At 73.5% G+C, this 25363-nt stretch carries 29 protein-coding genes and 2 pseudogenes; 14 read left to right on the top strand and 17 right to left on the bottom strand.

What is annotated here, in order from left to right:
- The first annotated feature begins 71 nt into the window (after positions 1 to 71).
- The 3 genes from ACH4ZX_RS14860 to ACH4ZX_RS14850 all read left to right on the top strand — a co-directional run bounded on the left by ACH4ZX_RS14860 (position 72) and on the right by ACH4ZX_RS14850 (position 2640).
- Positions 72 to 1439 carry a rhodanese-like domain-containing protein gene (locus ACH4ZX_RS14860; RefSeq protein ID WP_398272186.1) on the top strand — a complete coding sequence of 456 codons (1368 nt, stop codon included), beginning with the start codon at positions 72 to 74 and terminating at the stop codon, positions 1437 to 1439.
- A 71-nt stretch (positions 1440 to 1510) separates the two neighbouring features.
- On the top strand, positions 1511 to 1897 hold the full coding sequence (locus tag ACH4ZX_RS14855; RefSeq protein ID WP_398272185.1) for a rhodanese-like domain-containing protein: 387 nt from the start codon (positions 1511 to 1513) through the stop codon (positions 1895 to 1897).
- A complete protein-coding gene (locus tag ACH4ZX_RS14850; protein WP_398272184.1) occupies positions 1894 to 2640 on the top strand; it encodes a sulfite exporter TauE/SafE family protein in 747 nt (248 codons plus the stop codon). Before ACH4ZX_RS14855 ends, ACH4ZX_RS14850 begins: the two co-directional genes overlap by 4 nt.
- A 51-nt stretch (positions 2641 to 2691) precedes the next feature.
- Here the strand turns inward: ACH4ZX_RS14850 and ACH4ZX_RS14845 are convergent, their stop codons facing one another.
- Positions 2692 to 2979, bottom strand: coding sequence for a metal-sensitive transcriptional regulator (locus tag ACH4ZX_RS14845; protein ID WP_324786053.1), 288 nt, complete (start codon positions 2977 to 2979; stop codon positions 2692 to 2694).
- A gap of 83 nt (positions 2980 to 3062) precedes the next feature.
- On the opposite strand from ACH4ZX_RS14845, the gene ACH4ZX_RS14840 reads away from it, so the two are divergent.
- Positions 3063 to 3650 carry a rhodanese-like domain-containing protein gene (locus ACH4ZX_RS14840; protein ID WP_398272182.1) on the top strand — a complete coding sequence of 196 codons (588 nt, stop codon included), beginning with the start codon at positions 3063 to 3065 and terminating at the stop codon, positions 3648 to 3650.
- A gap of 178 nt (positions 3651 to 3828) precedes the next feature.
- Here the strand turns inward: ACH4ZX_RS14840 and trxA are convergent, their stop codons facing one another.
- Positions 3829 to 4197: a thioredoxin gene (gene trxA, locus ACH4ZX_RS14835; RefSeq protein WP_398272180.1), complete on the bottom strand. Its 369-nt coding sequence runs from the start codon at positions 4195 to 4197 to the stop codon at positions 3829 to 3831.
- Between the two features lie 80 nt (positions 4198 to 4277).
- On the bottom strand, positions 4278 to 4730 hold the full coding sequence (locus ACH4ZX_RS14830; RefSeq protein ID WP_398272178.1) for an OsmC family protein: 453 nt from the start codon (positions 4728 to 4730) through the stop codon (positions 4278 to 4280).
- A 275-nt stretch (positions 4731 to 5005) separates the two neighbouring features.
- Between ACH4ZX_RS14830 and ACH4ZX_RS14825 the strand changes: the two genes are divergently transcribed.
- The 3 genes from ACH4ZX_RS14825 to ACH4ZX_RS14815 are packed head-to-tail and all read left to right on the top strand — an operon-like array spanning position 5006 to position 7065.
- The gene (locus tag ACH4ZX_RS14825) at positions 5006 to 6244 is read left to right on the top strand and encodes an NAD(P)/FAD-dependent oxidoreductase (RefSeq protein WP_398272176.1); all 1239 of its coding nucleotides are present in this window, start codon (positions 5006 to 5008) and stop codon (positions 6242 to 6244) included.
- Positions 6245 to 6260: 16 nt separating this feature from the next.
- Complete coding sequence (locus tag ACH4ZX_RS14820) at positions 6261 to 6578, top strand: TusE/DsrC/DsvC family sulfur relay protein (RefSeq protein WP_398272175.1); 318 nt, start codon at positions 6261 to 6263, stop codon at positions 6576 to 6578.
- A gap of 13 nt (positions 6579 to 6591) precedes the next feature.
- The gene (locus ACH4ZX_RS14815; protein ID WP_398272173.1) at positions 6592 to 7065 is read left to right on the top strand and encodes a DsrE/DsrF/DrsH-like family protein; all 474 of its coding nucleotides are present in this window, start codon (positions 6592 to 6594) and stop codon (positions 7063 to 7065) included.
- 167 nt (positions 7066 to 7232) lie between these two features.
- Here ACH4ZX_RS14815 and ACH4ZX_RS14810 read toward each other — a convergent pair whose 3' ends face one another.
- Positions 7233 to 7484 carry a hypothetical protein gene (locus tag ACH4ZX_RS14810; RefSeq protein ID WP_398272171.1) on the bottom strand — a complete coding sequence of 84 codons (252 nt, stop codon included), beginning with the start codon at positions 7482 to 7484 and terminating at the stop codon, positions 7233 to 7235.
- A 295-nt stretch (positions 7485 to 7779) separates the two neighbouring features.
- Between ACH4ZX_RS14810 and ACH4ZX_RS14805 the strand changes: the two genes are divergently transcribed.
- Positions 7780 to 8457 (top strand): peroxiredoxin, encoded by a 678-nt coding sequence (locus ACH4ZX_RS14805; protein ID WP_360760566.1) that lies wholly within the window; start codon positions 7780 to 7782, stop codon positions 8455 to 8457.
- Positions 8458 to 8515: 58 nt separating this feature from the next.
- On the opposite strand, the gene ACH4ZX_RS14800 is transcribed toward ACH4ZX_RS14805, so the two are convergent.
- The 9 genes from ACH4ZX_RS14800 to ACH4ZX_RS14760 form a co-directional block, all read right to left on the bottom strand.
- Positions 8516 to 9121 (bottom strand): class I SAM-dependent methyltransferase, encoded by a 606-nt coding sequence (locus tag ACH4ZX_RS14800; protein WP_398272169.1) that lies wholly within the window; start codon positions 9119 to 9121, stop codon positions 8516 to 8518.
- Positions 9122 to 9262: 141 nt separating this feature from the next.
- Positions 9263 to 9502 (bottom strand): metal-sensitive transcriptional regulator, encoded by a 240-nt coding sequence (locus tag ACH4ZX_RS14795; RefSeq protein WP_398272460.1) that lies wholly within the window; start codon positions 9500 to 9502, stop codon positions 9263 to 9265.
- Positions 9503 to 9648: 146 nt separating this feature from the next.
- Complete coding sequence (locus ACH4ZX_RS14790; RefSeq protein WP_398272167.1) at positions 9649 to 10584, bottom strand: sulfite exporter TauE/SafE family protein; 936 nt, start codon at positions 10582 to 10584, stop codon at positions 9649 to 9651.
- Positions 10581 to 11162 carry a rhodanese-like domain-containing protein gene (locus ACH4ZX_RS14785; RefSeq protein WP_398272166.1) on the bottom strand — a complete coding sequence of 194 codons (582 nt, stop codon included), beginning with the start codon at positions 11160 to 11162 and terminating at the stop codon, positions 10581 to 10583. The genes ACH4ZX_RS14790 and ACH4ZX_RS14785 overlap by 4 nt, the downstream gene beginning before the upstream one ends.
- 114 nt (positions 11163 to 11276) lie before the next feature.
- Positions 11277 to 12662, bottom strand: a complete 1386-nt coding sequence (locus ACH4ZX_RS14780; RefSeq protein WP_398272164.1) for a rhodanese-like domain-containing protein — start codon at positions 12660 to 12662, stop codon at positions 11277 to 11279.
- A 145-nt stretch (positions 12663 to 12807) separates the two neighbouring features.
- Positions 12808 to 14037 carry an FAD-dependent oxidoreductase gene (locus tag ACH4ZX_RS14775; RefSeq protein WP_398272162.1) on the bottom strand — a complete coding sequence of 410 codons (1230 nt, stop codon included), beginning with the start codon at positions 14035 to 14037 and terminating at the stop codon, positions 12808 to 12810.
- A 52-nt stretch (positions 14038 to 14089) separates the two neighbouring features.
- Entirely contained in the window at positions 14090 to 14416 is a 327-nt protein-coding gene (locus ACH4ZX_RS14770) for a rhodanese-like domain-containing protein (protein WP_398272161.1), read from the bottom strand.
- A 143-nt stretch (positions 14417 to 14559) separates the two neighbouring features.
- Positions 14560 to 16074, bottom strand: coding sequence for a sensor histidine kinase (locus ACH4ZX_RS14765; protein ID WP_398272159.1), 1515 nt, complete (start codon positions 16072 to 16074; stop codon positions 14560 to 14562).
- A complete protein-coding gene (locus tag ACH4ZX_RS14760; protein ID WP_398272157.1) occupies positions 16064 to 16759 on the bottom strand; it encodes a response regulator transcription factor in 696 nt (231 codons plus the stop codon). The genes ACH4ZX_RS14765 and ACH4ZX_RS14760 overlap by 11 nt, the downstream gene beginning before the upstream one ends.
- A gap of 172 nt (positions 16760 to 16931) precedes the next feature.
- On the opposite strand from ACH4ZX_RS14760, the gene ACH4ZX_RS14755 reads away from it, so the two are divergent.
- From ACH4ZX_RS14755 to ACH4ZX_RS14740, 4 genes are all read left to right on the top strand, one after another.
- Complete coding sequence (locus tag ACH4ZX_RS14755) at positions 16932 to 17585, top strand: DUF2202 domain-containing protein (protein WP_398272155.1); 654 nt, start codon at positions 16932 to 16934, stop codon at positions 17583 to 17585.
- Positions 17586 to 17700: 115 nt separating this feature from the next.
- Positions 17701 to 17838, top strand: coding sequence for a hypothetical protein (locus ACH4ZX_RS14750; protein ID WP_351893618.1), 138 nt, complete (start codon positions 17701 to 17703; stop codon positions 17836 to 17838).
- Positions 17839 to 18023: 185 nt separating this feature from the next.
- Entirely contained in the window at positions 18024 to 18467 is a 444-nt protein-coding gene (locus tag ACH4ZX_RS14745; protein WP_398272153.1) for a hypothetical protein, read from the top strand.
- Positions 18468 to 18541: 74 nt separating this feature from the next.
- A complete protein-coding gene (locus ACH4ZX_RS14740; protein WP_398272152.1) occupies positions 18542 to 18841 on the top strand; it encodes a glutaredoxin domain-containing protein in 300 nt (99 codons plus the stop codon).
- A 111-nt stretch (positions 18842 to 18952) separates the two neighbouring features.
- Here ACH4ZX_RS14740 and ACH4ZX_RS14735 read toward each other — a convergent pair whose 3' ends face one another.
- Both ACH4ZX_RS14735 and ACH4ZX_RS14730 read right to left on the bottom strand, forming a co-directional pair.
- Positions 18953 to 19465, bottom strand: coding sequence for a hypothetical protein (locus ACH4ZX_RS14735; RefSeq protein WP_398272150.1), 513 nt, complete (start codon positions 19463 to 19465; stop codon positions 18953 to 18955).
- Positions 19466 to 19556: 91 nt separating this feature from the next.
- Positions 19557 to 20220: pseudogene (locus ACH4ZX_RS14730) on the bottom strand (GAF and ANTAR domain-containing protein).
- 678 nt (positions 20221 to 20898) lie between these two features.
- On the opposite strand from ACH4ZX_RS14730, the gene ACH4ZX_RS14725 reads away from it, so the two are divergent.
- On the top strand, positions 20899 to 22659 hold the full coding sequence (locus tag ACH4ZX_RS14725; RefSeq protein WP_398272148.1) for a SpoIIE family protein phosphatase: 1761 nt from the start codon (positions 20899 to 20901) through the stop codon (positions 22657 to 22659).
- A gap of 135 nt (positions 22660 to 22794) precedes the next feature.
- On the opposite strand, the gene ACH4ZX_RS14720 is transcribed toward ACH4ZX_RS14725, so the two are convergent.
- Positions 22795 to 24105 carry an MFS transporter gene (locus ACH4ZX_RS14720; RefSeq protein WP_398272146.1) on the bottom strand — a complete coding sequence of 437 codons (1311 nt, stop codon included), beginning with the start codon at positions 24103 to 24105 and terminating at the stop codon, positions 22795 to 22797.
- 189 nt (positions 24106 to 24294) lie between these two features.
- Here ACH4ZX_RS14720 and ACH4ZX_RS14715 point away from each other — a divergent pair, with 189 nt between their 5' ends.
- Positions 24295 to 24963 (top strand): ArsR/SmtB family transcription factor, encoded by a 669-nt coding sequence (locus tag ACH4ZX_RS14715; protein WP_398272145.1) that lies wholly within the window; start codon positions 24295 to 24297, stop codon positions 24961 to 24963.
- 219 nt (positions 24964 to 25182) lie between these two features.
- Here ACH4ZX_RS14715 and ACH4ZX_RS14710 read toward each other — a convergent pair.
- A pseudogene (locus ACH4ZX_RS14710) lies at positions 25183 to 25363 on the bottom strand (IS701 family transposase); the annotation flags it as partial.

The following is a 25363-nucleotide window of genomic DNA, read 5'->3' as shown; positions in this document are numbered from 1 at the left end:
CCAGGGGGTACTCATGTTACCTTCGTATGCATACCCCCCGGGGTAAGTGAATCACTCGAAGGGAGTACTTCGTGTTCTTCGTCGACACGATCGAGCTGTCCGGGCTCGGCAACCGCAGCTACCTCGCGGGCGGCGAGCGGACGGCCGTAGCGGTCGACCCGCCGCGCGACATCGACCAGGTGATCGCGGCGGCGGCCCGGCGTGGGGTGCGTATCGCGTACGTCGTCGAGACGCACGTGCACAACGACTACGTCACCGGCGGCCTGGAGCTGGCCCGGATCACCGGCGCCTCCTACCTCGTGCCCGCAGACGCCCGCGTCTCCTTCGAACGCGTACCGGTGCGCGACGGCGAGCTCGCCGACGTCGACCCCGGCGCCGGCCTGGTGCTGCGCGCCCTGGCGACGCCCGGCCACACCCCGCACCACACCTCCTACGTGCTGGAGGAGAACGGCACGGCCGTCGCGGTGTTCACCGGCGGCTCGCTGCTGATCGGCACGGTGGGCCGGCCCGACCTCGTCGAGCCGCGGCTGACCGAGCACCTCGCCCGGGCCCAGCACGCCTCCGCGCACCGGCTGGCCGCCGAGCTGCCGGAGGAGACGGCCGTGCTCCCCACGCACGGATTCGGCAGCTTCTGCTCCTCCTCCCAGGCGGAGGGCAGCTCCACGACCATCGGCAAGGAGAAGGCCACCAACGAGGCCCTCACCCGGGACGTGGACACCTTCGTCGCCGACCTGCTGGCCGGCCTGGACGACATCCCCGCCTACTACACGCACATGGGACCGGCCAACGCCGCCGGCCCCGCGCCCATCGACCTCACCCCGCCCGCCGTCGCCGACGCCGGGGAGATCGCCGCCCGGCTGGCCGCCGGGGAGTGGGTGGTCGACCTGCGCAACCGCGTCGCCTTCGCCGCGGGACACGTCTCCGGCTCGTTCAACTTCGAGGCCGAGGGGCAGCTCGCCACCTACCTCGCCTGGCTGATCCCGTGGGGCAAGCCGGTCACCCTGCTCGCCGAGTCGCCCGAGCAGCTCGCCGCCGCCCAGCGCGAACTGGTGCGGGTGGGCATCGACCGCCCGGCCGCCGCGGCCACCGGCGGTCCCGCGGACTGGCTGCCCGAGGGCGAGACGCCGGCCTCCTTCCGCCGCGCCGTGTTCGCCGACCTGGCCACCCGCCATCCGGCCGAGGGCGTCGTCGTGCTCGACGTCCGCCGGGACTCGGAGCGCGCGGGCGGCTACATCGAGGGGTCGGTGCACATCCCGGTCCACACCCTGCACCGGCGCGTCGACGAGGTGCCCGAGGGCGAGGTCTGGGTGCACTGCGCGGGCGGCATGCGCGCCGCCGTCGCCGCTTCCCTGCTGGACGCCGTCGGCCGCGACGTCGTCGCGGTGGACGACTCCTTCGACGCGGCCGAGAAGGCAGGGCTGGTGCTGCGCACCAGCTGACGGCGCCGGGACACCGCAGCGGGCCGGGCCGGCCTTTCGTACAGATCCGGAAACAGGAGTCAGACACCGAGATGAGCATCTTCCGACGCAGCAAGGGCGGCCCGGGCCGCGTGACCGTGCAGGAGGCCGCCGGGCGCACCGGCCACGGCGGCTCCACCGAGCGCGGCGACGCCGTGCTGCTCGACGTCCGCGAGCCCCACGAATGGCAGGCGGGACACGCCCCCCACGCCGTCCACCTGCCGCTGTCCGCACTGACCTCGGGGGCGGGGCTGCCCGCACGGGCGCAGGCCCGGCCGCTGATCGTGATCTGCCGCTCGGGCAACCGCTCCCGGCGGGCCGCCGAACTGCTGGCCGCCCGCGGCGCGGACGCCGTGGACGTCGTCGGCGGCATGCAGGACTGGGCCGGGGCCGGGCTGCCGGTGGTGGACTCGCGCGGCAAGGCGGGCACCGTCGCGTGAGTGCTGTGATACTCGCCCTGGCCGCCGGTGCCGTCATCGGCCTGGCGCTGGGCGCTCTCGGGGGCGGCGGCAGCGTCCTGGCCGTCCCCGCCCTGATCTACCTGCTCGGATTCACCCCGGTCGCGGCGACCACCGCGAGCCTGGTCATCGTCACGATCACCTCCGTCACCGCGCTGTCCGCGCACGCCCGCGACGGCAACGTCCGGTGGCGTACGGGGCTGCTGTTCGCGGCGGCCGGGATCGGCCCGGCGATGCTGGGCGGAGCGCTCGCCGACCGCATTCCGGAGCGCGTGCTCACGGCGGCTTTCGGTGTGGTGGCCGCGGGCGCCGCGGTCCGCATGCTGCGGCCCGCCAAGGCGGCGGGCACCGGCACGCACGTCCGTCCGGGCCGGGCCGCGGCGGCCGGCGCCGGGCTCGGCGCGGTCACCGGCGTCCTCGGTGTCGGCGGGGGTTTTCTCGCCGTACCGGCGCTGGTGGGCGTGCTCGGGATGCGGATGCGCAACGCGGTGGGCACCAGCCTGCTGGTCATCACCGTCAACTCGCTCGCGGCGCTGGCGACGCGCGCCGGCACGGTCGACACGCTCGACTGGGCGGTCGTGGGTCCGTTCGTCGGGGCCGCGATCCTCGGCGCGTGGGACGGCAAGCGGCTGGCCGGGAAGGTCTCCGGTCCCACGCTGCAACGGATCTTCGCCGTGGTGCTGCTGGCCGTGGGCGGTTTCATGCTGATCGACGCGATGCTGTGATGCGTTCCCCGCTTCCGCTTCCGCCGCGCGTTCCGCCCGCCCGGCCGGTCCCTACGCCAGGGACAGGAACAGCTTCTCCAGCCGGGTGCGGATCTCCTCGGTGCCGACACCGTCCGTGCGGCCGGACCCGATGCCCGCCATGCACTGCTGCAGACCGGTCGCGACGATCGCGAACCCGGCCCGGTCCAGCGCCCGGGACGCGGCGGCGAGCTGCGTGATCACGTCCTCGCAGTCACGGCCCTCCTCGAGCATCCGGATCACGCCGGAGATCTGACCCTGCGCCCGGCGCAGCCGGTTCAGCACGGCCTTCAGGTCCGCGGCCTCGAGCTCCAGTTCCATGACCCACACTCCTCACAGCAATACCCCTAGGGGTACTGTACGTCCCGGTTCGGGACACGTCGACCATAAGGATCACTTCTGCCATGAGCACTCCCACCCCCGTCACCCTCGGCACCGACCAGGCGCGCAGCCGGCTGCACGAGTTCACCGTCATCGACGTGCGGACCCCCGGCGAGTACGCCTCCGGTCACCTTCCGGGCGCCGTGAACATCCCCCTGGACCACATCCGGCGGGCGCTGCCGGAGATCCGCCTCGCCGCCGAGCAGGGCGACGTCCTCGTGGTGTGCGCCTCCGGCGCCCGCTCGGAGAACGCCTGCAAGCTGCTGGCCGTCGAGGGCATCGTCACCGCCACCCTCGCGGGCGGCACCGGCGCCTGGGCCTCCGAGGGGAACGACCTGCAGCGCCCGGTCGCCTGCGACACGCGCGCCTCCTGGAGCATGGAGCGGCAGGTGCGCTTCACCGCCGGCACCGTGGTCCTGCTCGGGCTCCTGCTCGGCGTGCTGGTGCACCCGGCCTTCCTGCTCCTCTCCGTCGGCATAGCGGGCGGCCTGGTCTTCTCCGCCCTGACGAACACCTGCGGCATGGCGGTCATGCTGGCCAAGCTGCCCCACAACCGCCCCCGTACCGCCGACCTCGACACCGCGCTGGCGACCCTGCGCGGCAAGCGCTGAGCCCCGCACACGGAAGAGCGCTGAACCCGTACACGGAAAGGGCGCCCGCACCGGCCATCGGTGCGGGCGCCCTTTCCGCGTGCGGAGCCCGCGTTGCCGTCGAGCGGCCGAGCCGGGAAAGACGGGGCGCCCGCACCGAGCCTCGGTGCGGGCGCCCCGTCATGCCGGGCCGTGGCCGTCAGCCGCGCCGGGCCGAACCCGCCGCCTGCCGGCGCACGGCGTCCATGTCGACGGCACGGATCTTGCCGATCAGTTCCTCCAGGGCCTGCGGAGGCATGGCGCCGGGCTGCGCGTACAGCACGGTGCGGTCCCGGATCGCCATCAGGGTGGGGATCGAGGAGATCTGGAAGGCGCCCGCGAGTTCGGGCTGCGCCTCGGTGTCGACCTTGCCGAACACGATGTCCGGGTGGCGTTCGGCGGCCTTCTCGAAGACGGGGGCGAACATCCGGCAGGGTCCGCACCAGGCGGCCCAGAAATCGATCAGCACGATCTCCGAACCGGTGACGGTCTCCTCGAAGTTGTCCTTGGTCAGTTCGACGGTCGGCATGGGCTCCGCGCTCCTCTCGTATACCCAGTGGGGTATCTGGTCCAACAGGCGCCCGGCTGGATTTGTTCCAGCGCCCCGGGTCACCCCTCCAGTTCGATGTCGACCGCGGGCGTGTGGTGCAGGGTGTTGTGCACCGTGCAGTGCGAGGCGACGGCCAGCAGGGCGTCGCGGCGCTGCTCGGGCAGCTCCGGCGGCGGGACGACCACCACGCGCAGCGAGGCGACGCGGGCCGGGCGGTCGGTGGCCATGGTGAACTCGGTGCGCACCCGCAGTCCGGCGCGGGGCAGGCCGTGGCGGTGGAGGTAGCGGCCCGCGTAGAAGGCGACGCAGGTGGCGAGGGAGGCGGCGAACAGTTCCGTCGGCGTGGGCGCGGTGTCCGTGCCGCCCACCGCGACGGGCTGGTCCACCAGGAGCCGGTGGCCGCGGATGTCGACGGCGTAGGCGTCCTGGTCGACGTGGGTGACCTCGAATCGCTGCACATCGGCCTGCTGCGGCCGGTTGGTGCCGGGGTCCTGTACTGCGGTGCCGGTCATGGCCGGGTCCCTCTCGTTCGCATGCGCTCTCGCTGACGTCTCCAGTCGACCGCACGCGGGGAGCCGGGACGTAGAGACGGACGGGCTGAGGTGGGGACCGTTGGTCCCCCGCGCGACAGGGCCGGTATACCCTGGCGGGTATCTCATCAGGCTGTTCGCGGCCGGCGAGGGGCCCGACGGTCCGCGATCGGGCCGCGGAACATACCCCGGTGGGTACCCGGACCGGGACCAGCGGCCCATGCCTGCGCCCCCCTGCCCGGCGCCACTGTGGAGGCATGGGCAAACACATAGTGATTCTCGGCGGCGGCACGGCCGGCACCATGACGGCCAACCGCCTGCGCCGCGCCTACGACGAGAGCGACCTCCGGATCACGGTCGTCGACCAGAACGACGACCACCTCTACCAGCCCGGTCTGCTCTTCGTCCCCTTCGGGCTCGCCCAGCCCCACCACCTCGTCCGGTCCCGGCCGCGGCAGCTGCACGCCGTCGACTACAAGCAGGCGCCGATCGAGCGGGTCGACCTGGACGCCCGCACGGTCCACCTCGACGGCGGCATCCGGCTGACCTACGACGTGCTGGTGGTGGCGACCGGAGCCCGGCTGCTGCCGGAGGAGACCGAGGGACTGACCGGCCCCGGCTGGGGCGAGAACGTCTTCACCTTCTACGACCTGGCCGGCGCCACCGCGCTGCACCGGGCGCTGGAGCGCTTCGACGGCGGCCGCGTCGTGATCGACGTCGCGGACCTGCCGCTCAAGTGCCCCGTCGCACCGCTGGAGTTCGCCTTCCTCGCCGACTGGTACTTCCAGCGGCGCGGCATGCGCGACGAGGTCCGGCTGACCTACGCCACCCCGCTCGACGCGGCCTTCACCAAGCCGGTCGCGTCGAAGGCGCTGGGCGGACTGCTGGCGGACAAGGGCATCGAACTGGTCACCGAGTTCACACTCGGCGAGGTCGACGGCCGGGGCGGCCGGCTGGTCTCCTACGACGAGCGCGAAGTGCCTTTCGACCTGGCGGTCGTCGTCCCGCTGCACGGCGGCGCCGCGTACGTCGGACGTTCCGAGGGCCTGGGCGACGAGCTGGACTTCGTGCCCGTCGATCCGCACACCCTCCAGCACCCGGACCGTCCCGAGGTGTTCGCCATCGGGGACGCGGCGGGTCTGCCGGCGTCCAAGGCCGGATCGGTGGCCCACTTCGAGGGCGAGGTGCTGGTGCGCAACATCAGCCGCTTCCTCGACGGGCAGCCGGTGGACGCCTCCTTCGACGGGCACGCCAACTGTTTCGTGGAGACCGGCTTCCACAAGGCCCTGCTGATCGACTTCAACTACGACACCGAACCGCTGCCGGGGCACTACCCGGCCGCGCTGGGGCTGCCGCTGCTGAAGGAGTCGCACGCCAACCACCTCGGCAAGCTGGCCTTCGAGTGGCTGTACTGGCACAGCCTCCTGCCCGGCCGGGACCTGCCCGGCATCGGCTCGGCGATGCCCGAGCACGGCAAGGTCCACCTCCCCGCCTGAGCGAAAGGAAACCGTCATGCCCACCGCCACCTACGACGGCACCGCCGTCCCGGTCGACGACGAAGGCTTCTTCACCGACGCCGGCCTGTGGACCGAGCCGATGGCCGCGCAGATCGCCAAGGAATGCGGCATCGACACCCTGACCGACCAGCACTGGACGGTCATCCGCTTCATGCGCGCCCAGTACGCCGAGAAGGGCACCGGACCCACCGTCCGCGTCCTCGGCAAGACCTCCGGCGTCAGCGTGAAGGAGCTCTACCAGCTCTTCCCCAAGGGCCCGGCGAAGACGGCCGCGAAGATCGCCGGAATCCCCAAGCCGCGCGGCTGCATCTGAGGAGGGGGCAGTCATGGGCGACGTCGCCACGATCGAGAAGGTCTCGATCATCGTCTCCAAGGGTTCCCTGGAGGGCATCTACCCGGCTCTGATCATGGCCAACGGCGCCCGCGCCGAGGGCATCGAGGCCGATCTGTTCTTCACCTTCTTCGGGCTGGACGCCATCACGAAGAAGCGCTGGGAGCACATCAAGCTGGCCACGGTCGGCAACCCGGGCCTGCACCTGCCGACCCTGCTGGGCGGCCTGCCGGGGGTTCCCGACATGGTCACCCGGTACCTGGAACGCAAGATGGAGAAGCTCGACATCCCGCCGATCCCCGAGTTCATCGAGATGATCTCCGACACCGGCGCCGGGATCTACGCCTGCAAGGCGTCCGTCGACCTGTTCGAGCTGGACAAGGACGACCTGGTGGAGCAGGTCCAGGGCGTCATCACGGTCGGCGAGTTCTACGAACACGCGGCCGGCGGGCAGATCATCTACACCTGAGAGGAAGCGTGAGCGGCTCACGGCGAGAGCGCCCCGCCCGGCCCACCGGGCGGGGCGCTCTCGCCGTGAGCCGGCGGCCGTTCTCCGGGAGCACCAGCGGATCCTTCGTCGGCGGTGCGGTGGTGCGGCGGTGCTGCGGCCCGCCCGTCGGCGGTGCGGCCGTCCGGTCAGGAGCGGCGTTCCGCCAGGCCGGCGTGCAGCAGGAGCAGGCGGGCCAGGTCGCGGGCCTCGTCGGCGGTGAGCGCCGCCCAGGTGCCGTGCTCGTCCCCCTGGTCCGGACCGATGTCCAGGGTGACCCGGCTGATGGGCCGGTCCGCGGGCGCGAGCCGCAGGCACCGTACGGCGATCCTGCGTCCGCAGCCGGTCACGAGCGAGGTGTCCTCGGCCGCCGCGGGCCGGATGCGTTCTGGGGTCGCCATCGTCCTCACACTCCTACGACCAGTCGGATCACGGGCCCGGCGGGCGCCTTCAGTGATACCTGACGGGGTATGAGGAACAGCGCCGCGCGCACCCGGATTGTTCCCGTTTGCCGACGCCGGACGGTTCGCGGGCGGGGAGGTTCGTGCCGTCCCGGGGCTCAAGGGGCGAACGGGGATGCCGGCAGGGCCGTACGGCCCCCGACGGGCGGTCGTACGGCCCTCCAACCGGGCGGGACCGGGAAAATACGTTAAAGGGGTATACAGACATCTGTGATCGCCCTGGAGGGATCCTCCGATGACCGTCTCCGACCAGCCGACCCAGCCCGCCCCCGCCGGCCTGCCCCTCATCGGTGACAAAGCACCGTACTTCGAGGCCGAGTCCACCCACGGCCCGGTCCGGCTCACCGACTACTCGGGCCGCTGGCTGGTGCTCTTCAGCCACCCGGCGGACTTCACCCCGGTGTGTACGACGGAGTTCGTCGCCTTCACCGAACTCGCCGACGAGTTCGCCGCCCGCAACACCGCCCTGCTCGGCAACTCCGTGGACTCCGTCCACAGCCACCTCGCCTGGACCCGGGCCATCCAGGAGAAGCTGGGTGTGCGTGTTCCGTTCCCGATCATCGCCGACCTCGACACACGTGTCGCGCGCGCCTACGGCATGCTCCACCCGAACACCTCCGGCACGGCCGCGGTGCGTGCCGTGTTCGTCATCGACCCGGAGCAGACCGTGCGGGCGATGCTGTACTACCCGATGAACGCCGGACGCATGATCCCCGAGATCCTGCGGCTGGTCGACGCCCTGCAGACCTCCGACCGCGACGGCGTGTCCTGCCCCGCCAACTGGCGTCCGGGCGAGGACGTGGTCCTGGGCGCCCCGCGCACCGAGGCGGAACTGGAGGCCCGCCTGTCCCAGGAGGGCGTCAAGCTCACCGACTGGTACCTGGCGACCAAGCCCGGCAAGCCGGCCTCCTGAGCCGCGTGAGCGCGCGGTACGGCGTCAGCGCCGTACCGCGCGCACGAGGTCGACGGCGTCAGCGCCGTACCGCCCGCACCAGCGTGTCGACGGCCGTGCGGCGCTCGCCGTCCGCGTCGGTCACCGCGCGGGTGACCGGCTCGGCCCGCAGGATGTCGGCGTACGGCCGCCACACGTCGGCGACCTGCTCGGCGGTGTAGAGCACGCGCGGGTCCTGCGGCCCGCCGTGGCCGTGCTCGCGATTGGCCGCGTCATGGCCGACCAGGAGCAGCGTGCCGCCCTCGGCCACCGCCTGCGCGGCCTGCCGCAGCACCCCCGCCATCCGCTCCCAGGGCAGGTGCAGGTACGCGATCAGCGCCAGGCCGTACGTCGCCTCGGGCGCCGGCCACGTGGTGAGGTCGGCGCGGACGGTACGCAGCGGCACGCCCCGCTCGGCGGCCAGCCGGGCGGCCTTGTCCAGCGCGACGGCGGAGAAGTCCACGGCGTCCACCTCCCAGCCCTGCCCGGCGAGCCAGACCGCGTTGCGCCCCTCGCCGGCGGCCAGGTCCACCGCCCGTCCGGCGGGCGGCAGCCCGGCCAGTTCCTCCTCGACGAACCGGTTGGGCCGCGCCGTCCACACCAGCTCGCGGCCGCGGTACCGCGCGTCCCAGTCCTCTGCGTCCATCCTGTGTGCCTGTCCCTTCGTGCGGAGGTCGTACGGGTGAAGACCGTACGGCTGGAGGTGGTACCGGTGGAGGCCGTACCGGTGGAGGGTCCGGCGCCGGCCTGCCGCGGCCCGGCCCCGGCCGTCTTCGGCCGGGGCGCGTCAGGCCAGCGTCAGGAACAGTTTCTCCAGTTCGGCCTCGGACAGGGGCGGGGTGTGTCCGCGGTGCCGTTCGGTGAGGCACTGGCGCATCGCGCCCGCCACTATCTTGAAACCGGCCCGGTCCAGGGCCCGGGAGACCGCGGCCAGCTGGGTGACCACGTCCTTGCCGTCGCGCCCCGCCTCGATCATGGCGATCACCGCGGCGAGCTGCCCCTGGGCGCGGCGCAGCCGGTTGAGCACCTCCGCCGTCGCGTCGGCTTCCTCGCGCTGTTCGCGTTGCTCGCGTTCTTCGCGTTCCTCGCGTACGACTTCCGACTCGTCCACCGGGCACCTCCTCCGGGCGGGTTCCGGGCTTGCCGGCGCGGGGGTACCGCCCCGGCTTGTGGTCAGACGGGGGTTCCGTCGCCCTGGTGCACGGCGTCCTCCGGCGCGGAACGGGCAACCGCCGTGTCCGGCCCGTCCGCACCGCGCGCGGCCCGCCCGGCCTTGCGCAGCGTGTACCAGCTGAACCCGACGCCCGCCGCCGCGGCCGCCGTGGCCCACGTCCAGGGGCTGGCCAGCAGGGTGTGGCGCAGGTCGGCGCTGATCTGCTGGCCGAGGACGAAGACGCCCATGACCGCGACGAACCAGCCGAAGGACTTGCGCAGCGCGTTCTGCGGGATGCGTCCGGCCACCAGCCCGCCGATCACGCTGCCGACGACGGCCGCCGCCGTGACGAGCAGGGCGAAGCCCCAGTCGATGTGCACGCTGGCCAGGTAACCGGCCAGTCCGGCGAAGGACTTCATGGAGATGACCAGCAGGGAGGTGCCGACGGCGACGGTCATCGGCAGCCCGCCGAGCAGCGCGAGCGCCGGGACGACGAGGAAGCCGCCGCCCGCACCGACCAGACCGGTGACCAGGCCGACCACGATGCCGTCCAGCAGGACGTGCATGACGGGCAGTTCGTGGTGGACCTTCTTCGGCTGCTGCTTGCGGCCGCGGATCATGGCGAAGGCGGTGGCGATCATCATGAGGGCGAACGCGATCAGCAGGACGGTGCCGGGGATGAACTCGGCGAACCGTCCGCCGGCGTAGGCGCCGGTCATGCCGGCCAGGCCGAACAGGAGCCCGGTCCGCCACCGGACACGGCCCGCGCGGGCGTGCGAGACGACACCGGCGGCGCTGGTGACGCCGACGACGAACAGGGACGTGGCGATGGCCTGCTTGGTCTCCATCCCGGCCAGGTAGACCAGGATGGGCACGGTCAGGATGGACCCGCCGCCGCCCAGGATGCCGAGGCTGATGCCGATGAGCAGGGACGCGGCGATGATGACGGCGATCATGAGGCACCCCGCAGGGCGGCGACGACCGAGTCGATGTCGGTGCGCGGGCCGCGGTTGTAGGGCAGCTTCGACAGCAGCATGCCCATGGCGCAGGTGTTGCTCAGCGCGGCGAAGGTCAGTCCGGCGCCGACGGCGGTGCCGATCAGGTGCAGTCCGGGCACGAACACGCCCGCGATGCCGGTGGCCAGCACCAGGCTGCCCGCGACGAGCCGGACCTGGCGTTCCAGGTCCCAGCGTTCGGGACCGCGGGTGAGGGTCCCGCCGGCGGCCTCCCAGGCCATGACGCCGCCCTCGAGGACGCGCAGGTTGGGCAGTCCGGCCTCGGCCAGCGCCTTCTCGGCCTGGGAGGCGCGGGCGCCGGAGCGGCAGACGAGGACGACGTCCTCGTCGAGGTGGTGCAGCAGTTCGGCGCGGTGCTCGCGCAGCGTGTCGAGGGGGACGTTGTAGGAGCCGGGGATGTGCGCGGTGCGGAACTCGCCGGGGGTGCGCACGTCCAGCAGGCGGGGGCCTTCGCCGGTGCGGGTCAGCTCGCGCAGAGCGGCTGGTCCGAGTCGTGGCTGGTCGGCATCGGTGGCCATGGGGGTACCTCGTTGTGGCTGGAGGGGAGGGGGAGAGGTGGGGACGCTGTAGGGGGAGAGGCCGGGGGCGGGGGGGGGGGGGGGGGGGGGGGGGCCCGCCCCCCGCGGGGTGGGTCAGGCGCAGCTCGTGGCCGGCTCGGCGAGCCAGGCGCCGTAGCCGCCGAGCAGGTCGGAGACGTCGGTGCGGCCCTTGTGCCGCAGCAGGCTGGAGCCGATGGAGGAGCGGTGGCCGCCCGCGCAGTGCACGACCAGGGGCCGGTCGGTGGGGACTTCGTCGATACGGCGGGCCAGTTCGGCCAGCGGGATGTGCAGCGAGCCCTCGATGAAGCCCTCCTCGCGCTCGGAGCCGTTGCGCACGTCGATCACCAGCGGCGGCTCGTCGCCGTCCAGGGCCTTGCGCAGCTCGTTCACGGTCAGGCGGCTGGCCTGCGCCATCTCGTCGGCCAGGGCGGGGAAGGCGCCCTCGGGCTCCCGCAGGTAGCCGGCGACCTTGTCGAAGCCGATGCGGGCGAGCCGGGTGACGATCTCCTCCTCGCGGTCCTGCGGCGCGACCACGATGACGTCCTCCTCCGGGCCGACGACCATGCCGGCCTGCTCGGCGAAGCGGCCGTCGGCGGGCACGTTGACCGAGCCGCGCAGGTGCCCGGTGGCGAAGTCCTGCGGCGAGCGGGCGTCGACGACGACCGCCCCGGCCGCGCGCCGCTCCATGAAGTCCTCGACCGACAGCGGGCGCGGCGCGGCGGTCGCGTCGAACAGGCCGTGCTCCTTGCGGTTGAGGATGGCGTCGTAGACGAAGTAGGCGGGGGCGGAGGGCTGCCCCTCGGTCACCAGCTCGACGAACTTCTCCTCGCTCATCGGGCGGCACGCGTAGTTGGTGGCGCGCTGCTCGCCGATGGTCGACTGGCGCTGCGTGGAGAGGTTCTTGCCGCAGGCGGACCCGGCGCCGTGGGCGGGGAAGACCCGCACCGCGTCGGGCAGGGCCATCAGCTTGTTCTGGATGCTGTCGTAGAGCATCGAGCCGAGCTCGTCGGCGGTGACGCCGATCGAGGCGAGCAGGTCGGGACGGCCGACGTCGCCGATGAACAGCGCGTCGCCGGTGAGCACGCCGTAGGGCACGGCGTCGTCCGCGTGCTCGTACGCCAGGATGCTGATCGACTCCGGGGTGTGGCCGGGGGTCTCCATGATCTGGAGCTGGACGTCGCCGAGGCTGATGCGCTCGCCGTCGGTCAGCTTGCGGATGGGGTACTCGGCCTCGGCGCGCTGCCCGTAGCCGATCCAGGCGCCGGTGCGGTCACGGAGCTCCAGGTGACCGGCGAGGAAGTCGGCGTGGAAGTGGGTGTTCAGCACGGCCTCGATGGTGAAGCCGTGCGCCTCGGCGTCGGTGAGGTACTCGGAGACGTCACGGCGCGGGTCGACGACGACGGCCTTGCCGGTGGTCTCGTCGGCGATCATGTACGAGGCGTGGGAGAGGCAGTCGAGGTAGTACTGGGCGAAGAACATGGTCGGGTGACCTCCGTATCGGATCGGTATTGATACCCAGGGGGGTATATAGAAGGGTCTGGTCCGCCCTTGGCGGGGGCGGGGGAGAGAGGGGCCGGGGCCGGTGGCCGGCCCGGACCGCGAAGGCCCGGGCCCGGCCTGCCGGTCAGAGCCGGCCGGTGAGCATGCCGTGCCAGTACACCGGCGGCAGCAGGTACCGCTTGAACACCCACATGTCCCGCCGCTCCTTGAACGTGTCGATCAGCGGGAAGGAGGGCTGCGGCTTCAGGTCGTAGTCGAACTCGGCGAGCAGCATCTTGTCGCGGGCGGTCACCAGCGGGCAGGACGTGTAGCCGTCGTACCGGCGGGACGGGGAGCGGCCGTTCATCACGTCGAGCAGGTTGGCCGCCACGACCGGCGCCTGCTTGCGCACCGCCGCGCCGGTCTTCGACGTCGGCAGGTTCGCCACGTCGCCGAGTGCGAAGACGTTGCCGTACACCGGGTGCCGCAGGGTGTGCTTGTCGGCGGCGACGAACCCCAGCGGGCTCGCCGGGTCGGCCAGCGGACCGGTCTTGATCCAGTCGGGGGCGCTCTGCGGCGGCACGGCGTGCAGGAGGTCGTAGCCGATGGTCTCCTTGGTGCCGTTCGCGTGGTCGGTGATGACGAGCGTGCGGGCGTCGCCGTCGACGGCCGTCATCTCCGAGCTGAGCCGGACCTCGATGCCGTACCGGGCGGCGACCTTCTCCAGCACCTGCGCCCAGGCCGGCACCTTGAACATCACCGGGTCCGGGATGACCATGATGACGCGGATCTGGTCCAGGACCTTCTGCTTGCGCCAGTAGTCGGCGGCCAGATAGGCGATCTTCTGCGGGGCGCCGCCGCACTTCAGCGGAGTGGCCGGGTGGGTGAACACGGCCGTGCCCGACTTCAGCTGCTTGACCAGCTCCCAGGTGCGCGGGGCGTACTGGGGAGCGTAGTTGCTGCTCACCCGGTCGTGGCCGACGGCCTCCGCGAGGCCGGGCACGCCGTCCCAGTCGAGCTGGAGGCCCGGCGCCACCACCAGGTACTCGTAGGTGAGCTGCTCGCCGCCGGACAGGGTGACCGTCCGGGCCTCGGGGTCGACGGACTCGGCGCGGCGCCGGACCCAGCGCACCCCGTCGGGGATGACGGACCCCTCCGGACGGCGGGAGGCGCCGAGGGGGGCCTGGCCGCCGCCGACCAGCGTCCACAGGGGCTGGTACCAGTGGGTGTCGGACGGTTCGATCAGGGTGATGTCGGTGACGCCGGCGCGGCGCAGGCGGGCCGCGACGCTGATGCCGGCGCTGCCGCCGCCGATGACGACGACGCGGTGACGGCCGGTGAGCGGCTCGTTCGCGGGGGAGGGGGTGGCGGCCAAGGCGGGACTCCTTCTCGTCAGCAGGCCTGGGTGCGGGTGTCGGTAAGGTGGGTCAGGCCGCGTGCTCCGGGGCACCGGCCGCGATCGGGCGGCCCGCTCGGGCCCAGCCACTGGTGCCGCCGGCCACCGAGAAGGCGTCGACGCCACGGGAGTTCATCCAGTCGGCGGCGGTCTTGCTGCGGTTGCCGCTGGCGCAGATCACGTAGACCGGCCGGTCGCCGGGCAGTTCGCCGCACCGGTCGAGCACGGTGCGCAGCGGCATGAGCCGGGCGCCCGGCACGTGGCCGGCCACGTACTCGGCGGGTTCCCGGACGTCGACGGTGAGCGCGCCGTCCGCCCATGCGGCGGAGAACTCCTCCTGGGTGACTTCGCGAGCCATGTGGTTGCCTCCTCAAATACCCCCGGGGGTTTCTTGTTAGCGAGAGTACGGCCCTCTCGGGGGAAGCGTCAAATACCCCTGGGGGTATTTGCCTATCGGGCAACGTCAGGGCTCTGACCAGGGCCGCGAGCGGGAGCGGCGGCCTACGTCGGGGCGGCCGGCGTCGCGGCGGCCCGCGTCGCGGCGGTCGGCGTCCCGGCGGTCGGCAGGCGCAGTGTGATCCTGGTGCCGCCGTCCGGGCCGGACGCGGCGCCGACGCTGCCGCCGTGTGCGGTGACGAGTTCCTTGACCACGGCCAGACCGATTCCGCTGCCGCCGGTCGCCTGGGCGCGCGTGCCCCGCCAGAGCCGGTCGAAGACGTGCGGGAGTTCCTCGGCGGGGATCCCCGGCCCCGTGTCGGCCACCTCGACGACCGCCTCCCCGGCGCGGCAGGATGCGCCGACGGTGACGGTGTCGCCCGGACGGCAGTACCGGGCCGCGTTGGACAGGAGGTTGCCCAGGGCCTGGTGCAGCCGGTCGGCGTCGGCGTACACCAGGAGTGGAGCGGACTCCGTGCGGGTGCGCACGGTCAGCCCCGCGGTGCGCAGCTCGGCCTCGCGGTCCGCCACCGCCGCCCGCACCACGGCCGCCAGATCCACCTCGGCGCGCCGCAGGGACAGCCGGGCCGACTCCGCGTCCGCCAGCTCGCCGAGGTCGCCGACGACGCGGCCCAGCCGCAGGGTCTGGTCGTGCAGGGCGGCCAGCCGCTCCGGGGACGGGTCCGCGTAGCCGTCGCGCAGCTCCTCCAGCCCCGCCTGCAGCGCCGCCAGCGGGGTGCGCAGTTCGTGCGCGATGTCGGCGGCGAGCCGGTGGCGGGCCTGCTCGGCGCGGGTGACCTCGTCGGCCATCGCGTCGAACGCGCGGGCCAGATCGCCCAGTTCACCCGGAGCGTCGATCCGGGCGCGGGCCTCGCGGTCCCCGGCGGCCAGCGCGCGGGCGGTCGCCGCGACCCGCACGACGGGAGCGGTCAGGCGCCGGGTGACGAACCAGCTGACGGCCAGCGCGAGGACGAGGGCGCCGACGGCGGCGACGGTCACCCAGCCCCAGGCCACGGACAGCCCGCCGGACGTGGCGCCGGACGGGAAGCGGAGCAGGACCGAGCCGACCGCGGCGGAGTCCACGAGGACGGAAGCGGTCGCGGTCGGTCCGGACGAGCCGCCGTGCCCGTACGAGCCGTGCTCCTGTCCGGACATGCCGTGCCCGGCGGTGCCGGCGCCGGTGCCGGCGCCGGTGCCGGCCCCGGATCCGCCGGTGACCGCGTGGCCGTCCGCGTCCCGCACGGTCAGCTCCGCCCCGGCCCCGGCGGCCAGCGACCGCGCGGCGGACAGGTCGGCCGCCGGCCAGCCGTCCGCGGCCCGGTAGGCGTCGGCGGCGGCCGCGGCCACCCGCGAGGCGGTCTCGAGCCGGTCGGCCTGCCGGGCACTGCTGAGCCCGCGGTCGGCGCCGACCAGCGCCGCGGCCGTCAGCAGGGCCACGGACGCCAGCGCGACCACGACGAACGCCGCGAACAGCCGCCGGCCCAGCGGGCCGAGCCCGCCGGGCCGCCGCGGCGGCGCAACCGGTGCGGCCGGTGCGGCCGGTGCGGCCGCGGGTCGCGCCGGGGAGCGGTCACGGATCACGGGGCCACCCCAGCCGGTAGCCGACGCCCAGCACCGTCTCCACGACACCGGAGCCGGCCGGCCCGAGCTTGCGCCGCAGGTTCTTCACATGCGAGTCCACGGTCCGCTCGTAGCCGGCGAACTCGTAGCCGCGCACCCGGTTGACCAGCTCGTAGCGGGAGTACACCCGCCCGGGCACCGACGCCAGCGTGGTCAGCAGACCCCACTCGGTGGGCGTCAGCTCGACGGCGACGCCGTCCAGCACCGCCTCGTGCCGGGCCTCGTCGACCCGCAGCCGGCCCCCGCCGTACGACGAGACCGGCGCGTCCGCCGTGCCCGTGCCCCGGGCCCGCTGCAGCACCGCACCGACCCTGAGCACGACCTCGGTGGGGCTGAAGGGCTTGGTCACGTAGTCGTCGGCGCCCAGCCGCAGCCCGCGGATGCGGTCCTCGACGGCGGTGCGGGCGGTCAGCACCACCACCGGCACCCGCCCCTGCTCCCGGGCCTCGCGCAGCACCTCGTCACCGTCCACGTCCGGCAGCCCCAGATCGAGCAGCGCCAGGTCGACCCGCCGCTCGCCGAGCAGCCGTACGGCCTCCGCGCCCGACCCGGTCGTCAGCACCCCGTGACCGGCGCGCTCCAGGTAGCGGCGCAGCAGCTCCCGGATCTCCTTCTCGTCCTCGACGACGAGCACCGTGGTGGACATGCCCCACTCCTACGTGCTCCGGACACGTCCCGGCGAGGGCCGAACAGCCCAACCTTCCCCGCCGTCGTCTCCATCCCGTCTCCACATCCCCGGCACGCCGAATGCAGGGCCCGGCGCGACCGTGACCGTGCGGGAACGAAGCCACGTCCCCGCGGATCCGAGGAGGCCGGACATGACACGCAACCGCAGAATCGCGACGATCCTCACCGTGGGCGTCCTCGCCGTCGGCGGCGTCGCGGCGGCAGGACCGGTGATCGCGGACTCCGGCGGCACCCCCGCGTCGGCGGCCCACCAGGGCATGCACCGCATGTCGGAGCCCGCCAACCGGCACGGCGGCCACGGCGACGACGCGCCCTGCACGCGGACCGCCCCCGCCGGGCAGGGAACCCTCACGGCCGCCCGGAAGGACACCCTGGCCGGCATGGCCGAGGAGGAGAAGCTGGCACACGACCTCTACACGGCGTTCGCCGAGCGCTACGACGTACGGATCTTCGACCGGATCGCGGCGGCCGAGACGCGGCACCTCACCGCCGTACGGACCCTGCTGGACCGCTACGACGTCAGCGATCCGACCACCGGACAGCCGGCCGGCGAGTTCGCCGACCCGGCCGTCCAGGCCACCTACGACCGGCTGCTGAAGCAGGGCGAGGGCAGCCTGGACGCGGCGCTGAAGGCCGGCCGCACCGTCGAGACCGACGACGTCGCCGCGCTGACGAAGGCGCTGTCCGGCCTCACCGCCCCGGACGCGCGCCAGGTGTACACCCACCTCCTCGCCGCCTCGGAGCGGCACCTGGCCGCGTTCGAACACGGGATCGCCGACGCGTAGCCGACCGCGTGGCCGGCCGCGTGGCCGGCCGCCCTGTGGTCCGCGTCATTGCGGACGGAGGCGGACATGTGATGACAGTGGGGACCCCCGGCACACGCGAGAGAAGGCGCATCCCATGAGTCAGCACGTGCACGTCCGCCTCCGCGACGGTCTGGCCGTGTCCGAAGAAGGCGACCTGGTGGAGCTCTCCCGCTGCCGCTGCGGCGCCACCTGGACGAGGACCTACCGCGTCGACGACGGCGAGCCCGAGTAACGCCCCAGGCCGCCCGCGCGGCAGGCGCCCGACGCGCGCGCCCATCCATGACCCTTGCATATCGCGTCCATCACCCGATCGGCTCACATCCTCTGGCCGACCCCGCACTCCGGGCCGACTGTCGAAGCAGGCGGCCGGGCGACCGGCGCCCGCTGCCGCCGCCCCACGAGAAACGGAGTGCGACCATGACCGCACCGTCCCACTCGGGCGCCCCGTCCGGTGACTACCGATCCGCCCCCGCCGGCGGCAGCGCCTGGGCCAACGGCGGCGCCGTCTTCGCGGGCGTCCTGATGATCGTCAACGGCTTTCTGGCCGTCTTCCAGGGCGTCGCGGCGATCTCCAAGGATGATGTCTACGCCCGCATCGGCAACTACGTCTACAAGATCAACCTCACCGGCTGGGGATGGATCCTGCTCGTTCTCGGCGTCATAGCCGTCATCGCCGGCGCGGGCATCCTCTCCGGCGCCGGTTGGGCGCGCGGGGTCGGCATCGTGCTGGCGTCGCTGAGCCTGATGGCCCAGTTCCTGTTCCTGCCCTACGCGCCGGTGTGGTCCGTCATTATGATGGCCATCGACGTGTTCGTGATCTGGGCGCTCGCGACCTACGAACCGCAGACCACGGGGAGATGACGCCCCCCGCCCCCGCCCGCACGCCGGACTCCCCTACGCTTGGCGCACCGCCGCCGAGACCGAGGGGGACACCGGTGAACGAGGACCGCGAGGGCGTGGTCGTCCACTGGCGGCCCGGGTGCGTGTTCTGCATGAAGCTGCGACTGGGACTGCGCCTGACGGGACTGCGGTACACCGAGGTCGACATCCGGCGCGATCCTCGGGCGGCGGCGTTCGTCCGCTCGGTCGCGGACGGCAACGAGACCGTGCCGACGGTGACCGTGGCGGGGAGGGCGATGGTGAACCCGTCGAAGAAGCAGGTGCTGCGGGCCGTCGCAGCCCACGCACCGTCCTGCCGTTGGAGTCCGGTAGGGCCCGGTGAACCGTGCTCGTAAGGCCGAGGCGGTGAGGGCGCCTCGGCTCCGGGTGCGGGAGCCCCGCGGCGGCGTCACCGATCGTCGCCTCACCGCCGCGCCGTGCAGCGGTCCGGTGGCTCGGGGCGTGGGTCAGCCCGCGCGCAGGGTGGGGGCCGTGTCGTCCGGCTCGGGGCGGGACGTGGCGCCGGCGGGGGACCCGGCCGGGACGTCCTCCGACTGCTGGAGGGTGGTGCCGCCGGGCACCCCGCGGCCCTGGCGGGGACCGGTGGACAGGTGGGACGCCGCGGACAGCAGCAGCACGACCGCCGCCACGGTTCCGAGCACCCGGCACACCCGGCGGCGCCGGCCGGGACCGTCCAGGTCGCGCCAGGCGGGGCCGGCCGTCAGCTCCTGCGGCTGCCACAGTTCGCCGACCGCGTCCGACGGGGCGTGGCCGGCGCCGCGTTCCCGGTTCGCGCCGTCGGGCGCGAAACGCACGGACGCCCCCGACAGGCGCTCGCGCGCCGAGGGCTCCCGGGGAGCGGAGCGGCGGATGGCCCGTTCGCTGTCGGCCGCGAACCGTCGCCAGACGTCCTCGGGCACGGGCGCCGCGTGGTGTCCGTCGCCCGCTGCCGTGCTGTCGTCCGGTTCTCTGGTGGCCATTTGCACCTGATCATGCCATGCGGGCGGCCTCCGCGCCGCAAGTACCGCGGCACACCGACCGTTTGGCACGGAACCCGGCCGCCGGCCCCCGTCAGTTCCCGTCGGCGCCCGCGCCGCTGATCCGCCGGGCGACGTCGCGCAGTTTGAGGTTGTGGTGCTGGGAGATGCGGCGCAGCACGTCGAACGCCTCCTCCTCGCTGAAGCTGTGACGTTCCATCAGCATGCCCATGGCCTCGCCGATGGCGTGCCGGCTGTCCATGGCGTGCTCGAGCTGGTCGATGGTGCGCGCGCTGGACAGGGCGACGGCGGCGTGCGAGGCCAGCAGCCAGACCGCCGTCTCGACGTCCTCGCCGAAGGTTCCGGGACGGCGCGCGTACAGGTCGAGCGCCCCGAAGTCCTCGTCCTGGGCGTAGAGCAGCACCCCGCTCATGCTGCCCACGCCCAGCTCGCGGGCGCCCGCGGCGAACCGCTGCCAGGACGCCTGGGGCCGGCTGAGGTCCTCGATGCGGTACGCACGCTCACCGGCGGCGCCGGGCGAGGTCGAAGCAGGGTCCCTCACCCAGCTCCCCCTGCAGCCGGTCGCAGTCCCGGACCACGTCCCCGCACGCGGCCAGGGTCACCGCCCGGCCCTTGCGCACCGCGAGGATCCCGGCCGCGTCACAGCCGTCCACCAGCCGCACCGCCGCCGCCGCGATGGCGTCCAGCGTTCCCTGGACCGAATCCTGCGCCAGCAGGTCCCGTGCGAGCCGGGCCATCTGCTCCGCGTACTCCCGCCATTCCACCGGCACACCACCCGTCTCGCTCGCCGCTCGGGCCACAGGGCCGCCGGATGTCCCGGCCGGCCGCCGCGGGGAGGAAGGAGCCGCGACGTCGCGGCCTGGCTCCGGCGTCACCGGCCGGACCCCCACGGCCCTTCGTGGCCATGCCGGCCCGCACCGGGCGGTGCGGGCCCCGTCGGGCAGGAGGCCGCCGCGCGGCCGCGGCCGGCCTCCCGCGCCGTGTGTCAGCCCGCGAGGCCGGCCGCGGCCCCGTCCCGGCCGTCGTGTCCGCCGCGCTCGCGTACCCGGGCGAGGAACTCGTCGCGCCTCATCGTCACCTCCGCTGTCGTACGTGCCGCGCGGGGCCCCGGCTGCGGTGCCCGCTCTCCCGGTACCCGGCCCGCCGGGCAATCCACATCCGCCGACCGCCGGGCCCGCCGGTCCCCGCCCGGCCCGGCGGTCGCAGAAGGAACGGCCGGTGGGTGAACATGGGGTGAGACGCCCCGGGGCGCCACCTGGGGCGGGTGATGTCCCCGGGCCGGGGCATACGAAAACACGCAGAGCCCGAAAACGCTCAGAGAGCCAGAAAGCACCCAGAGCCGGACAGCACTCGGAGCCCGACAGCACTCGGAGCCCGACAGCGCTCAGAGCCCGATCACCGAGGGAGGCGTGGAGATGGCGCGGCCCCAGCATGCGGAGACCGTCGAGGAGCCGTCCCGGCCGGGCGGTCACGGTCCTGACGCGCGCAGCCGGGCGCTGGAAGCCATCGGGACCGGCGCCTACCTGGTGGACGACGAGGGCTGCATCCTGGCCGTCAACGCCCGCGCCGAAGAGCTGCTGGGCCGGTCCGCCGAGGACCTCGTCGGCCAGGACGCGCACGACCTGCTGCACCGCGGGCCGCACGGCCGGTCGCTGCCCCGGACCCAGTGCGGCATGCGGCAGGCGTTCCACGCCGGACACACCGCCCAGGCCGACGTGGACTACTTCGCGCGGGGCGACGGCTCCCTGCTGCCCATCTCCTGGCTGCTCACCCCGTACGAGATCGGCGACGGCCGGCGCGGCATGCTGGTGATCTTCCACAGCTCCGGTCCGCTGAGCAAGCCCGGCGAGCGGTTCGGGCAGGGCGTCCAGCCGATGACGGAACTGGCCCGGCTGGCCCTGCTGGCCGAGACCACCACGCAGCTGTCGTCGACGCTCGACGTCGGGGAGGCGCTGCGCCGGCTCGTCGCGCTGGTCGTGCCGCGGCTGGCGGACTGGGCGGTCGTCGATCTGATCACCGACAGCGACGAGGTGCAGCGCGCCGTCGTCGTGCACGCCGAAGGCGCGGCCCTGGTGCACCACGAGGAGTTGCAGGGCCCGATGCCGCCGGTGTCGGAGGAGTCCCCGCTGCCGCTGTCCAGAGCCCTGCGCGGGGTAGCCGCCGCCCTGGCCGGGCCGCAGACCTACCGGGGGGAACCGGACTCCGGCATCGCCGTCGAACAGCACCGCCTGTTCGAGGCCACCGGCATGCACTCCGCGGCCATCGTGCCCATCCGGAGCAGCCGCGAGGTCGTGGGCGCCCTCACGCTGGGCCGCGCCGAGAACCCGGCGGCCTTCACCGCCGCCGACCTCCCGCTGATCGAGGACGTCGCGCGCCGCGCCGGTCTCTCCCTGGACAACGCCCGCCTCTACCAGCGCCAGCGCAGGGTCGCCGAGACCATGCAGAACCACCTGCTGCCGCAGATGCCGAGGGTGCCGCGGCTGCAGATGACCGTCCGCTACCTGCCCGCGCCGGACGCCTCGCAGGTCGGCGGCGACTGGTACGACGCCTTCCCGCTGTCCGACGGCGCCACCGCCCTGGCGATCGGGGACGTCGTCGGGCACGACCTGGAGGCCGCGGCGGGCATGGCGCAGGTGCGCAACATGCTGCGTGCCTACGCCTGGTCGCAGCAGGAACCCCCGAGCCAGATCGTCGGACGGCTCGACGAAGCGATCCAGCACATCACCGACGTCACCATGGCCACCATGATCTTCGGCCGGATCGAGGCGTCCGACGACGGCCCGTGGCAGCTGTTCTGGACCAACGCCGGCCATCCGCCGCCCCTGCTGATCAGCCGCGACGGCCTGGCCCAGTACCTCGACGCCGGGCACGGCATCCTGCTCGGCACCGGGGTGCGCACCCCCCGCCCCGACGCCACGGCCCTCCTCCCGCCCGGCTCTACCCTGCTGCTCTACACCGACGGCCTCGTCGAGGCCCCCGGCCACACCCTGGACGAGGGCCTGAACCGGCTGCGCCGGCACGCCGCGGCCCTCGCCCACCGGCCCCTCGCGTCCTTCACCGACCTGCTGCTGCGCCGGGTCCGCCCGGCGGGCAACGACGACGACGTCGCCCTGCTGGCCCTGCGCACCCCCACCCGCCCGGCCACGGGGCAGACGCCGCACGCGCCGAGCCGGTGACCTGCCGTCGACCAGTTACCTCCCGGCGACCGCTCACCTCCCGGCTACCGATGCGTCCCGGCGACCGATGCCTCCCGGCTACCGATGCCTCCCGGCGACCGATGACTCCCGTCGAGGTGGGGCGCACCCGCCGGCTCATGACCTCGTGCGCGGATGGGTCTCGTACATGCGCACCGCCACGACGAGCCCGGACGCCGCGGTGAGCGCGGCGACGGCCCATGTCGCCGCGGCCAGGCCGTAGGCGTCGGCGACGGCGCCGGCGAGCAGGGCGCCCACGGCGAAACCGCCGTCGCGCCACAGCCGGTAGACGCCCACGGAGCGGGCCCGCCAGGCGGGGTGGGCGACGTCGCCGATGGCGGCGAGGAGGGTCGGGTAGACCAGCGCGGTCCCGGCGCCGAGGAGCACCTGGGCCGCGGCCCAGACGGGGAACGTGGTGCCGGCCGCCACCAGGGCGAGGGCCGCGGCCTGGACGAGCATGCCCGCGGTGATGAGGTGCTTGCGGCCGATCCGGTCGGACCACCAGCCGGTGAGCAGCTGCCCGAACCCCCACACCGCGGGATAGAGCGCGGCGAGCACGCCGATCCGGGCGACGGACAGTCCGTGGGCGGCGAACAGCAGCGGGAAGATGCCCCAGGCGAGGGCGTCGTTGAGGTTGTTGACCAGGCCGGCCTGGCTGGCGGCGGACAGCGCCTTGTCGCGGAAGCTGGTGATGCGGGCGACCTGGCCGGTGGTCAGCTCGCCGTGGTGGTCGGGGTTCCTCGGGGCGGGTATGGGGGTCCCCCCTGCTCGAGCGGAGCCGAGAGCCTGGGGGAGGGCGGCCTCGGCGCGGGCGTGGTCCCGGGTCTCGCGGACGGCGAGGGTGGACAGGCCCAGGGCGAGCGCGGCGTACGCGGCGCCGAGCAGGAACGGGGCGGGGCGCAGCCCCCAGTGGGCGGCGAGGGAGCCCGTGGCCATGGCGGTGGCGGCGAGGGCGACGTAGCCGGAGGCCTCGTTGAAGCCCATGGCCAGGCCCCGGCGTTCCGGACCGACCAGATCGATCTTCATGATGACCGTGGTGGACCAGGTCAGGCCCTGGTTGACGCCGAGCAGGACGTTGGCGAGGACGATCCAGCCCCAGGTCGGCCCCCAGATCAGCAGCGCCGGCACCGGCAGCGCGACGAGCCAGCCGGCGACCAGTACGGGCTTGCGGCCGTACCGGTCGGACAGGGTGCCGGCGAAGAAGTTCGTGACCGCCTTGGTGGCGCCGAACGCCACGATGTAGGTCAGCGCCGCGGTGTACGCGGACAGCTGGAGGACCTCGCGGGCGAGTAGCGGCAGCACGGTGCGCTCCTGGCCGAGCATGCCGCCGACCAGCGCGTTGACTGCGACCAGCAGGGAGAACTGGGCCAGGTTGGCGCGCAGCCCGAGGCGCACGTTCTCGCTGCGGGCGGCCGTTCCGGCGCTCACGTCTCCTCCTGCGGACGGCGGCGTACGGCCGCGCTGGCCGGGGCGGTGAAGCGCATCAGATTCCTCCAGGTGCCGGGACGGGACGGGATGGGGCGGGACGGGGCGCCGGGGCCGCCGCGTGCTCACACGGGCCGCCCCTATTCCTCTACACTATTCCATGGATTATTGGATAAAGAGGAGGCCGATGCCATGGGAGACCCCACTCGCAAGGCCGCGCTCTACGACGCCTTCGCCCGCACCGGGAAGGCTCTGAGCAGCGGGAAGCGCCTGGAACTGCTCGATCTGCTGGCCCAGGGCGAGCGCACCGTCGACGCCCTCGCCCGGGCCGCCGGTCTGAACCTGACCACCGCCTCCGCCCACCTGCAGACCCTCAAGCAGGCCGGACTCGTAGCCACCCGGCGGGAGGGCGTGCGCATCCACTACCGGCTCGCCGGGGACGACGTCGCCGCCCTGTACGCGCTGCTGCGCCAGGTCGCCCAGGCCCACCAGGACGCGGTCGAGCCCGCGCGGACCGCCTACCTCGGTCCCGCCGACGGCGAGGAGGTCGGCCGTGCGGAACTGCTCGCCCGCGCGGCGGCCGGCGATGTGGTCGTCCTGGACGTGCGGCCCGCCGAGGAGTACGCGGCGGGCCACATCCCCGGCGCCCTCTCCATCCCGGTCGAGGAACTCGCCGCCCGCGTCGCCGAGTTGCCCGAGGAGACGGAGGTGGTGGCCTACTGCCGGGGCGCCTACTGCGTGCTCGCCCACGACGCCGTACGCCTGCTGACCGCACGCGGACGCCGCGCGGTCCGCCTGGTGGACGGGATGCTGGAGTGGCGGCTGGCCGACCTGCCGGTGGAGACCGGTGACGCCGCGTGACCCGCGTGACCCACGGACGGCGGTCCGCGCACGCCCGTGGGTGTCCGCGCACGTCCTAGTACTGCAACGACACTCCGTGATGCCCTCTGCGTTGGTAATGACTGATGCGGGCTCGTGCTTGGCTTCTTCTTCGCCATAGTGACCATGCGAGTACGTGCTGGGTTCGGTGGCGGATCGGAGAGGAGATGCGGTTGAAGAGCCGCCGGGCTTCGTTCATGGTCACGGGTATGAGCGATTGATTTCCGCCGGTGCTCGGATCCCCCTTTTTGCCTCTGCCCGCAAGATGGCGAGGAAGGCGAGAGCGGCCATGGACAGGGTTATATGCCGGTACCACGCGGTGTACCCGCGGACCTGGTAGTGATCGAGCCCGGTCTCGTTCTTCGCGGTCTGGAAGCACTCC

Source organism: Streptomyces sp. NPDC020490 (genome assembly GCF_044335305.1).
In the GTDB taxonomy this organism is placed as follows: Bacteria; Actinomycetota; Actinomycetes; order Streptomycetales; family Streptomycetaceae; genus Streptomyces.
Note: the sequence above shows the minus strand (reverse complement) of the source record. Positions and strands in the feature narration are given on the sequence as shown.

Coding starts and splice junctions, on each gene's coding strand:
- ACH4ZX_RS14715 (WP_398272145.1), top strand. CDS start 24,295: ATGGGAGACCCCACTCGCAAGGCCGCGCTCTACGACGCCTTCGCCCGC.
- ACH4ZX_RS14855 (WP_398272185.1), top strand. CDS start 1,511: ATGAGCATCTTCCGACGCAGCAAGGGCGGCCCGGGCCGCGTGACCGTG.
- ACH4ZX_RS14820 (WP_398272175.1), top strand. CDS start 6,261: ATGCCCACCGCCACCTACGACGGCACCGCCGTCCCGGTCGACGACGAA.
- ACH4ZX_RS14805 (WP_360760566.1), top strand. CDS start 7,780: ATGACCGTCTCCGACCAGCCGACCCAGCCCGCCCCCGCCGGCCTGCCC.
- ACH4ZX_RS14800 (WP_398272169.1), bottom strand. CDS start 9,121: ATGGACGCAGAGGACTGGGACGCGCGGTACCGCGGCCGCGAGCTGGTG.
- ACH4ZX_RS14810 (WP_398272171.1), bottom strand. CDS start 7,484: ATGGCGACCCCAGAACGCATCCGGCCCGCGGCGGCCGAGGACACCTCG.
- ACH4ZX_RS14725 (WP_398272148.1), top strand. CDS start 20,899: ATGGCGCGGCCCCAGCATGCGGAGACCGTCGAGGAGCCGTCCCGGCCG.
- ACH4ZX_RS14745 (WP_398272153.1), top strand. CDS start 18,024: ATGACCGCACCGTCCCACTCGGGCGCCCCGTCCGGTGACTACCGATCC.
- ACH4ZX_RS14790 (WP_398272167.1), bottom strand. CDS start 10,584: ATGATCGCCGTCATCATCGCCGCGTCCCTGCTCATCGGCATCAGCCTC.
- ACH4ZX_RS14750 (WP_351893618.1), top strand. CDS start 17,701: ATGAGTCAGCACGTGCACGTCCGCCTCCGCGACGGTCTGGCCGTGTCC.
- ACH4ZX_RS14825 (WP_398272176.1), top strand. CDS start 5,006: ATGGGCAAACACATAGTGATTCTCGGCGGCGGCACGGCCGGCACCATG.
- ACH4ZX_RS14760 (WP_398272157.1), bottom strand. CDS start 16,759: ATGTCCACCACGGTGCTCGTCGTCGAGGACGAGAAGGAGATCCGGGAG.
- trxA (WP_398272180.1), bottom strand. CDS start 4,197: ATGCCGACCGTCGAACTGACCAAGGACAACTTCGAGGAGACCGTCACC.
- ACH4ZX_RS14735 (WP_398272150.1), bottom strand. CDS start 19,465: ATGGCCACCAGAGAACCGGACGACAGCACGGCAGCGGGCGACGGACAC.
- ACH4ZX_RS14815 (WP_398272173.1), top strand. CDS start 6,592: ATGGGCGACGTCGCCACGATCGAGAAGGTCTCGATCATCGTCTCCAAG.
- ACH4ZX_RS14770 (WP_398272161.1), bottom strand. CDS start 14,416: ATGGCTCGCGAAGTCACCCAGGAGGAGTTCTCCGCCGCATGGGCGGAC.
- ACH4ZX_RS14755 (WP_398272155.1), top strand. CDS start 16,932: ATGACACGCAACCGCAGAATCGCGACGATCCTCACCGTGGGCGTCCTC.
- ACH4ZX_RS14830 (WP_398272178.1), bottom strand. CDS start 4,730: ATGACCGGCACCGCAGTACAGGACCCCGGCACCAACCGGCCGCAGCAG.
- ACH4ZX_RS14845 (WP_324786053.1), bottom strand. CDS start 2,979: ATGGAACTGGAGCTCGAGGCCGCGGACCTGAAGGCCGTGCTGAACCGG.
- ACH4ZX_RS14780 (WP_398272164.1), bottom strand. CDS start 12,662: ATGTTCTTCGCCCAGTACTACCTCGACTGCCTCTCCCACGCCTCGTAC.
- ACH4ZX_RS14840 (WP_398272182.1), top strand. CDS start 3,063: ATGAGCACTCCCACCCCCGTCACCCTCGGCACCGACCAGGCGCGCAGC.
- ACH4ZX_RS14785 (WP_398272166.1), bottom strand. CDS start 11,162: ATGGCCACCGATGCCGACCAGCCACGACTCGGACCAGCCGCTCTGCGC.